The sequence below is a fragment of the Pseudomonas guariconensis genome (assembly GCF_024127895.1).
Classification (GTDB): domain Bacteria; phylum Pseudomonadota; class Gammaproteobacteria; order Pseudomonadales; family Pseudomonadaceae; genus Aquipseudomonas; species Aquipseudomonas guariconensis_B.
The window spans coordinates 67,175-74,605 of record NZ_JAMYBK010000023.1; the positions used below are offsets into that span (position 1 = coordinate 67,175).

Genomic DNA, 7,431 nt, shown 5'->3' on the forward strand with positions numbered 1-7,431 from the left:
CCCCCAAGGAGTCCCTACTTGCCGCGAATCAACCTGCGCAACGCAAAGCGATTCGGGTGACAGGCCTCGGCCACCGCGCGAGGCACCGGCAGGGGCTCGCCACTGGCCCAGGCCGCGATCAGCTCACCGCTCAAGGGCGCCGTGATCAACCCCCGCGAGCCATGCCCGCTGTTCACGTACAGCCCTTCCAGCCACGGGCAGGTGGTGTCGGGCACCTGGCGGGCATCCTTGGCCAGCACCGCATAGGCCTCGGCGAACGCCTGGGCATCGGCCAGCGGCCCGACGATCGGCAGGTAGTCGGGGCTGGTGCAGCGGAACGCCGCGCGGCCCTCCAGGTGTTCTGGGTCTAACTCATCGGTGTGCAGTCGCTGGGCAAGATCGGTGGAAATCGCCTCCAACAAAGCCAAGTTGCCTTGGTGTTCGGCGACAGTCGGCGCAAGGTCGTCACTGTGGAAGTCGAAGCTGGCGCCCAGGGTATGCTCGCCCTCGCGCGGGGGCGCCACGTAGCCTTCGGCACAGACCACCGTGCGCAAGGCGCGGCTGGCTTCGGTGCTGGGCAGGCGGGTGACTTGCCCGCGGATACGTTTGAGCGGCAGGCCGGCGCAAGGCGCGAAACGACGCACGTCGGCGGCGCCGGCCAGCACCACCAGCGGCGCACTGGCCAGCAGGCGCTCGCCATCCCAGGCCTGCCACAGGCCGTCGGCCTTGCGCAGCTCGATCACCTCGTGGTGCGCCAGCACGCGGATGCGTGGGTGCTGCAATTGCGCCTGGCACAGGGCCGGTGGATGCACCCAGCCGCCCTCGGGATAGAACAGCCCGCCAGCAGGCAGGGCCACGCCGGCCAGCGTTTCGGCCTGGGCCTGGTCGAGCGGCTGCAGCAGGCTGCAGTCGAAGGTCTGGGCCAGCTTGGCCTGGCGTTGCGCTTCCGGGGCGTCGAAGGCCAGTTGCAGCACGCCACAGGCGTCCCAGTCCTGGCCGCGTCGCAGGCGCTGCAGCCAGCGACGGGTATAGCCGAAACCGGCGAGGATCATCTGCGACAGGGCGGTGCCATGGGCCGAGAGCTTGAGGTACAGCACGCCCTGGGGGTTGCCGGAGGCTTCCCGGGCGGGGGCGTCGTGGCGCTCCAGCACGCTGACCTGCCAGCCGCGCGCGGCGAGGCTGGCGGCACTGGCGCTGCCGGCCAGGCCCGCACCGATGACCAGGGCCTGGCGTGCGCCGGGCATTGGCCGGGGGCGGGCATACCAGGGGGCCGGCCGCGAGGGCACGGGCTGCTCGGCGGGCCAGCCCTGGAAGTCGCCGCGCATGATCTCCCATTTCTTGCCGATGCCCGGCACCTTGTGCATGGCGAAGCCTGCGGCGATCAGGCCCCGACGGACCCAGCCGGTGGTGGTGAAGGTGCCCAGGGTGGTGCCCGGGTGCGATAGCCGCGCCAGTTGCGCGAACAGCTCGGGCGTCCACATGTCGGGGTTTTTCGCGGGGGCGAAACCGTCGAGGAACCAGGCGTCGACCTGGGCATCGAGTTGGGGCAGTTGTTCGAGCGCATCGCCGACCAGCAATGTCAGGGTGACCCGCCCATCCGCGAAGGAGAACTGCTGGAACCCCGGATGAATCGCCACGTATTGCGCCAACAGCGGTTGCCAATAGGGCGCCAGCTCCGGCCACAGCTGCACGGCGCGTGCGAGATCGTCATGGCTGAGCGGGTACTTCTCGACACTGACGAAATGCAGGCGGGCCTCGTCAGGCGCCTGTTCGGCGAACAACTGCCAGGCGCAGAAGAAATTCATGCCGGTCCCGAAGCCTGTCTCGCCGATCACCAGGCAGGCGCCGGGCGCCAGTTCGGCGAAGCGCTGACGCAAGTGGTTCTGTTCGAGGAAGACGTGTTCGGTCTCCGCCACGCCCTCGTTCTTGGAGAAATAGACGTCGTCGTACTGCCGCGAATGAGGTCGGCCCTGGTCGTCCCAGTCGATTTGGGCGTGTTGGGGAAGGCGGGTATCTGGCATGGTCGTTTCAATTGCGGGTGATCGGGGAGCTGCAAGCTTCAAGCTGCAAGTTACGAGATGGTGCGCATGGTGGCACGGCCTACACTTTCTTGCAGCTTGCAGCTTGCAGCTTGCAGCCCCGACTTCCGCTAGTCTTGCTTATCCATTGAAGGAGCCCAGGCAAGCATGTTCGAATCCGCCGAAATAGGCCACAGCATCGACAAGGAGGCTTTCGACGCCGAAGTGCCCGCCCTGCGCGAGGCGCTGCTCGAGGCCCAGTACGAACTCAAGCAGCAGGCGCGCTTTCCGGTGATCGTGCTGATCAACGGCGTCGAGGGCGCCGGCAAGGGCGAGACGGTCAAGCTGCTCAACGAGTGGATGGACCCCCGCCTGATCGAGGTGCGCACCTTCGACCAGCAGACCGACGAGGAACTGGCGCGGCCGCCGGCCTGGCGCTATTGGCGAGCGTTGCCGCCGAAAGGGCGCATGGGGGTATTCTTCGGCAACTGGTACAGCCAGATGCTCCAAGGCCGGGTCCATGGCCTGTTCAAGGACGCGGTGCTCGATCAAGCCATCACCGGGGCCGAGCGCCTGGAGCAGATGCTCTGCGACGAGGGCGCGCTGATCATCAAGTTCTGGTTCCACCTGTCCAAGAAACAGATGAAGGCTCGCCTCAAGGCGCTCAAGGACGACCCGTTGCACAGTTGGCGCATCAGCCCGCTGGACTGGCAGCAGTCGCAGACCTACGACCGCTTCGTGCGTTTCGGCGAGCGGGTGCTGCGCCGTACCAGCCGCGACTATGCACCCTGGCACATCATCGAAGGCGTCGACCCGTACTACCGCAGCCTGGCGGTGGGGCGCATCCTGCTGGAGAGCCTGCAGGCGGCCCTGGCCAGCGAGCCGAAGGGCAAGCACAAGGGCAACGTCGCGCCCCTGGGCCGCAGCATCGACCAGAAGAGCCTGCTCGGCGCGCTGGACCTGAGCCAGCGCCTGGACAAGCGCGACTACCAGGAGCAGTTGGTCACCGAGCAGGCGCGCCTGGCCGGCCTGCTGCGCCACAAGCAGATGCGCCGCCACGCCCTGGTGGCGGTGTTCGAGGGTAACGACGCGGCAGGCAAGGGCGGTGCGATCCGCCGCGTCGCCGCCGCGCTCGACCCGCGCCAGTACCGCATCGTGCCGGTCGCCGCGCCCACCGAGGAGGAGCGCGCCCAGCCGTACCTGTGGCGCTTCTGGCGACACATCCCGGCGCGAGGCAAGTTCACCATCTTCGACCGCTCCTGGTATGGCCGTGTACTGGTGGAGCGGGTCGAGGGCTTCTGCACCCCCGCCGACTGGATGCGCGCCTATGGCGAGATCAACGATTTCGAGGAGCAGTTGAGCAACGCCGGCGTGGTGCTGGTCAAGTTCTGGCTGGCGATCGACCCGCAGACCCAGCTGGAGCGTTTCGAGGAGCGCGAGCAGATTCCCTTCAAGCGCTACAAGATCACCGAGGAAGACTGGCGCAACCGTGACAAGTGGGATGTCTATGCCGAGGCGGTGGGCGACATGGTCGATCGCACCAGCACCGAGATCGCGCCCTGGACCTTGGTCGAGGCCAACGACAAGCGCTGGGCGCGGGTCAAGGTACTGCGCACCATCAACGAGGCGCTGGAAGCGGCATTCGACAAGAAGTAGTCGTGGTGCGCTTTCAAGCTTCAAGCTTGCAGCCCGCCTGCCATGCCTGGGGGGAATGACCTGATGAAATCTTTTCCAGGCACTTCCCGCCAGCCAATCACAGCAAACCCTTAGAATTTCAGCACCCCCACCAAAGGGCTTGAGATCGAGGACGTTATGCACATTTCTTCCGGACGCTGGGTCTATGGCCTGTTCCTGGCACTTCTGACCGCGTTGCTCTGGGGCATCCTGCCGATCAAGCTCAAGCAGGTCCTGCAGGTGATGGACCCGGTGACCGTCACCTGGTATCGCCTGCTGGTCTCCGGCAGCCTGCTGTTCGCCTGGCTGGCGGCCAACCGGCGGTTGCCGTCGTTCGGCAAGCTCGGGCCCAAGGGCAAGGGGCTGGTGGCGCTGGCTGTGTGCGGCCTGATGGGTAACTACGTGCTTTACCTGGTCGGGCTGAACCTGCTCAGCCCCGGCACCGCGCAACTGGTGGTACAGATCGGCCCGGTGCTGTTGCTGGTGGCCAGTGTGTTCGTGTTCAAGGAGCGCTTCAGCCTGGGGCAGGGCCTGGGGTTGCTGGTGCTGCTGGCGGGCTTCGGCCTGTTCTTCAACCAGCGCCTGGAAGAGCTGCTGACCTCCCTGGGCACCTACACCACCGGTGTGCTGACCATCCTCCTGGCGACCAGCATCTGGGTGTTCTACGCCCTGAGCCAGAAGCAACTGCTGACCGTCTGGCATTCCCAGCAGGTGATGATGGTGATCTACCTGTGCTGCGCCTTGCTACTGACGCCCTGGGTGCACCCGCTCGAAGCGCTGCGACTGACCCCCGTGCAGGGCTGGTTGCTGCTGGCGTGCTGCCTGAACACCCTCGTGGCCTACGGCGCGTTCGCCGAGGCCCTGGCCCATTGGGAAGCCTCGCGGGTCAGCGCGACCCTGGCCCTGACGCCGCTGGTGACCTTCGTGGCGGTGGCCGTGGCGGCCTGGGTGTGGCCGGAGTATGTGCATGCCGAAGACATCAATGCCCTGGGCTATCTCGGCGCGGTGACGGTCGTGGTCGGGTCGGCGCTGGTGGCCCTGGGGCCTTCGCTGGTGGCCGGATGGCGGGCCCGGCGGGCGCGGTTGGCCCAGGTGCACTGAGCGCGGGTCGGCACCGACGCCGGTCAGGCCTGTAATCCTGGGGCTGCTTTGCAACCCATCGCCGGCTTGCCGGCGATGGGGCGCGAAACGGCCCTGAACGCTAGGCCAGGGTGGCGAAGACTCAGCCCTTGGCACCGGGGGCGAGCATGTTCTGCGGCCTTACCCACTGGTCGAACTGCTCATTGGTCAGGTACTTCAACTCCAGCGCCGCCTCGCGTAGGGTCTTGCCCTCGCTGTAGGCCTTCTTGGCGATCTCCGCGGCCTTGTCGTAGCCGATGTGCGGGTTGAGCGCGGTCACCAGCATCAGCCCCCGCTCCAGGTGCGCGGCCATCTGCTCGGCATCCGGCTCGATGCCGGCCACGCAGTGCTGCTGGAAGTTGCGGCAGCCATCGGCCAGCAGCTCGATCGACTGCAGCAGGTTGTGGATGATCACCGGCTTGAACACGTTCAACTGCAGGTGCCCCTGGCTGGCGGCGAAACCGATCGCCGCGTCGTTGCCCAGCACCTGGCAGGCCAGCATGGAGAGCGCCTCGCACTGGGTCGGGTTGACCTTGCCCGGCATGATCGAGCTGCCTGGTTCGTTGGCCGGCAGGCGCACCTCGGCAAGCCCCGCGCGTGGGCCGGAACCGAGCAGACGCAGGTCGTTGGCGATCTTCATCAGGGCCACGGCCAGGGTCTTGAGGGCTCCGGCCAGGCTGGTCAGCGGCTCATGGCCGGCGAGGGCGGCGAACTTGTTCGGCGCGGTGACGAACGGCAGCCCGGACAGCGCCGCCAGCTCGGCGGCCACGGCCTCGGCGAAGCCATGCGGGGCATTCAGGCCGGTGCCCACGGCGGTCCCGCCCTGGGCCAGCTCGCAGACCGCTGGCAGGGTGGCACGGATCGCCCGCTGGGCATAGTCGAGCTGGGCGACGAAGGCCGACACCTCCTGGCCGAAGGTGATCGGCGTGGCGTCCATCATGTGCGTGCGGCCAGTCTTGACCAGGTGCTGGTGGCGCGCCGACAGCTCCGCCAGCCCCGAGGACAGTTCGGCGATCGCCGGCAGGAGTTTCTCCTGCACCGCCTGTACCGCGGCGATGTGCATGGCGGTGGGGAAGCAGTCGTTAGAGCTCTGCGAGCGATTGACGTGGTCGTTGGGGTGCACTGGCGCCTTGCCGCCACGGCCCTTGCCGGCCAGTTCGTTGGCGCGCCCGGCGATCACCTCGTTGACGTTCATGTTGCTCTGGGTGCCGCTACCGGTCTGCCAGACGACGAGCGGGAACTGGTCGTCGTGCTGGCCGGCGAGCACTTCGTCGGCAGCCTGTTCGATCAGCCGGGCGATGTCGGCCGGCAGGTCGCCATTGCGGTCGTTGACCCGTGCCGCGGCTTTCTTGATCAGCGCCAGGGCATGCAGCACGGCCAGGGGCATGCGCTCCTTGCCGATGGCGAAGTTGATCAGCGAACGCTGGGTCTGCGCGCCCCAGTAGGCGTCCTCTGGAACTTCGACCGGGCCCAGGCTGTCTGTCTCGATACGGCTCATGCTGCGTTCACTCCTTTGCGGGTTCGAAACCGCAGTTTAGGCCCTGATTCGACAGAGCGGTTCCATCGCTCGTCGTGCCACTTGAGCAGGGCGCCCGCCGCGGCGCAGAATGCTCTACTCTGAGGTATCCGCCTCCCTCTCTCATGAAGGAATTGCAATGACCCGTCTCCGTGCCCTCTGCGCCGCCGTCGCCCTGGTCTGTGCCAGCGGCCAGGTCCTCGCCGCCACCGCCAGCCACAACGCCAGCGCAGAAAAATTCCTGGTCCTGGCCAATGCCGACAAGCTGGGCACCCCGGTGTACATGCAGGTCCAGCAGATGTTCGCCCAGCGTTTCGCCCAGACCAAGGCGCCGACCTCCAAGCAGGCCGTGCTGGAGAGCTACCAGGCCAAGGCCAATGCCGCCCTGGACAACGCCATCGGCTGGAGCAAGATCAAGCCCGACATGGTCAAGCTGTACACCGACACCTTCACCGAGGCCGAGCTCAAGGACCTGGTCAAGTTCTATGAGTCGCCGCTGGGCCGCAAGGTCATGCGCGAGATGCCCAAGGTCACCCAGCAGTCGGCCCAGCTGACCCAGGCCAAGCTGGAGCCGGCGGTACCGGTGGTCAACAAGCTGCTCGAGGACATGACCAAGGAACTCGACCCGAACGCCGGCAAGGCCGCGCCAGCGAAGAAGTGAGTGCGACACCCATGAGCATGCAGCAACGCATCGAGCAGCAACTGGCTGCCCTCGGCCCACGCCATCTGGAAGTGCTCGACGAGAGCCACATGCACAGCCGTGGCCAGGAAACCCACTACAAGGCGGTGATCGTCAGCGAGCAGTTCGAGGGCCTGAACAGCGTCAAGCGCCACCAGAAGGTCTACGCCACCATGGCTGAGCTGATGAGCCAGATCCACGCCCTGGCGATCCATACCTACACGCCCGAGGAGTGGGCCCAGGTCGGCGCAGCGCCGGCATCGCCGGTGTGCGCTGGCGGCGGGCACTGAATCCTTTCCGGGATTCTGGTAGACTCCCGCGTCGATTATCGGGGCCGCTGCGCGGTCCTTTCGCCCCTGGGTCGCCTGGGCCTGCCCAAAGAGGCGGCCCAAGCCATCCTGTTCCTGGCTTCGCCCCTGTCGGCCTACACCACTGGCAGCCATATC

At 66.8% G+C, this 7,431-nt stretch carries 7 protein-coding genes; 5 read left to right on the forward strand and 2 right to left on the reverse strand.

The annotated features are described in order from the left end of the window. Positions 1-14: 14 nt before the first annotated feature. Positions 15-2,000 carry a bifunctional tRNA (5-methylaminomethyl-2-thiouridine)(34)-methyltransferase MnmD/FAD-dependent 5-carboxymethylaminomethyl-2-thiouridine(34) oxidoreductase MnmC gene (mnmC, locus tag NJF35_RS20080; protein ID WP_253091413.1) on the reverse strand — a complete coding sequence of 662 codons (1,986 nt, stop codon included), beginning with the start codon at positions 1,998-2,000 and terminating at the stop codon, positions 15-17. Positions 2,001-2,165: 165 nt separating this feature from the next. Here mnmC and pap point away from each other — a divergent pair, with 165 nt between their 5' ends. Together pap and NJF35_RS20090 are read left to right on the forward strand one after the other, a co-directional pair. Continuing rightward, complete coding sequence (gene pap, locus NJF35_RS20085) at positions 2,166-3,653, forward strand: polyphosphate:AMP phosphotransferase (protein WP_225788238.1); 1,488 nt, start codon at positions 2,166-2,168, stop codon at positions 3,651-3,653. 156 nt (positions 3,654-3,809) lie between these two features. Beyond that, the gene (locus NJF35_RS20090) at positions 3,810-4,772 is read left to right on the forward strand and encodes a DMT family transporter (RefSeq protein WP_225788237.1); all 963 of its coding nucleotides are present in this window, start codon (positions 3,810-3,812) and stop codon (positions 4,770-4,772) included. A 121-nt stretch (positions 4,773-4,893) separates the two neighbouring features. On the opposite strand, the gene NJF35_RS20095 is transcribed toward NJF35_RS20090, so the two are convergent. Further along, positions 4,894-6,288 carry a class II fumarate hydratase gene (locus tag NJF35_RS20095; protein WP_225788236.1) on the reverse strand — a complete coding sequence of 465 codons (1,395 nt, stop codon included), beginning with the start codon at positions 6,286-6,288 and terminating at the stop codon, positions 4,894-4,896. Between the two features lie 157 nt (positions 6,289-6,445). Between NJF35_RS20095 and NJF35_RS20100 the strand changes: the two genes are divergently transcribed. The 3 genes from NJF35_RS20100 to NJF35_RS20110 form a co-directional block, all read left to right on the forward strand. Then, positions 6,446-6,967 carry a DUF2059 domain-containing protein gene (locus NJF35_RS20100; protein WP_225788235.1) on the forward strand — a complete coding sequence of 174 codons (522 nt, stop codon included), beginning with the start codon at positions 6,446-6,448 and terminating at the stop codon, positions 6,965-6,967. 11 nt (positions 6,968-6,978) lie between these two features. Further along, the gene (locus NJF35_RS20105) at positions 6,979-7,275 is read left to right on the forward strand and encodes a BolA family protein (RefSeq protein ID WP_225788234.1); all 297 of its coding nucleotides are present in this window, start codon (positions 6,979-6,981) and stop codon (positions 7,273-7,275) included. Beyond that, positions 7,276-7,431, forward strand: a 156-nt coding sequence (locus NJF35_RS20110; protein WP_317235060.1) for an SDR family oxidoreductase, incomplete at its 3' end; no start/stop codon positions are given.

Coding starts and splice junctions, on each gene's coding strand:
- mnmC (WP_253091413.1), bottom strand. CDS start 2,000: ATGCCAGATACCCGCCTTCCCCAACACGCCCAAATCGACTGGGACGAC.
- pap (WP_225788238.1), top strand. CDS start 2,166: ATGTTCGAATCCGCCGAAATAGGCCACAGCATCGACAAGGAGGCTTTC.
- NJF35_RS20090 (WP_225788237.1), top strand. CDS start 3,810: ATGCACATTTCTTCCGGACGCTGGGTCTATGGCCTGTTCCTGGCACTT.
- NJF35_RS20095 (WP_225788236.1), bottom strand. CDS start 6,288: ATGAGCCGTATCGAGACAGACAGCCTGGGCCCGGTCGAAGTTCCAGAG.
- NJF35_RS20100 (WP_225788235.1), top strand. CDS start 6,446: ATGACCCGTCTCCGTGCCCTCTGCGCCGCCGTCGCCCTGGTCTGTGCC.
- NJF35_RS20105 (WP_225788234.1), top strand. CDS start 6,979: ATGAGCATGCAGCAACGCATCGAGCAGCAACTGGCTGCCCTCGGCCCA.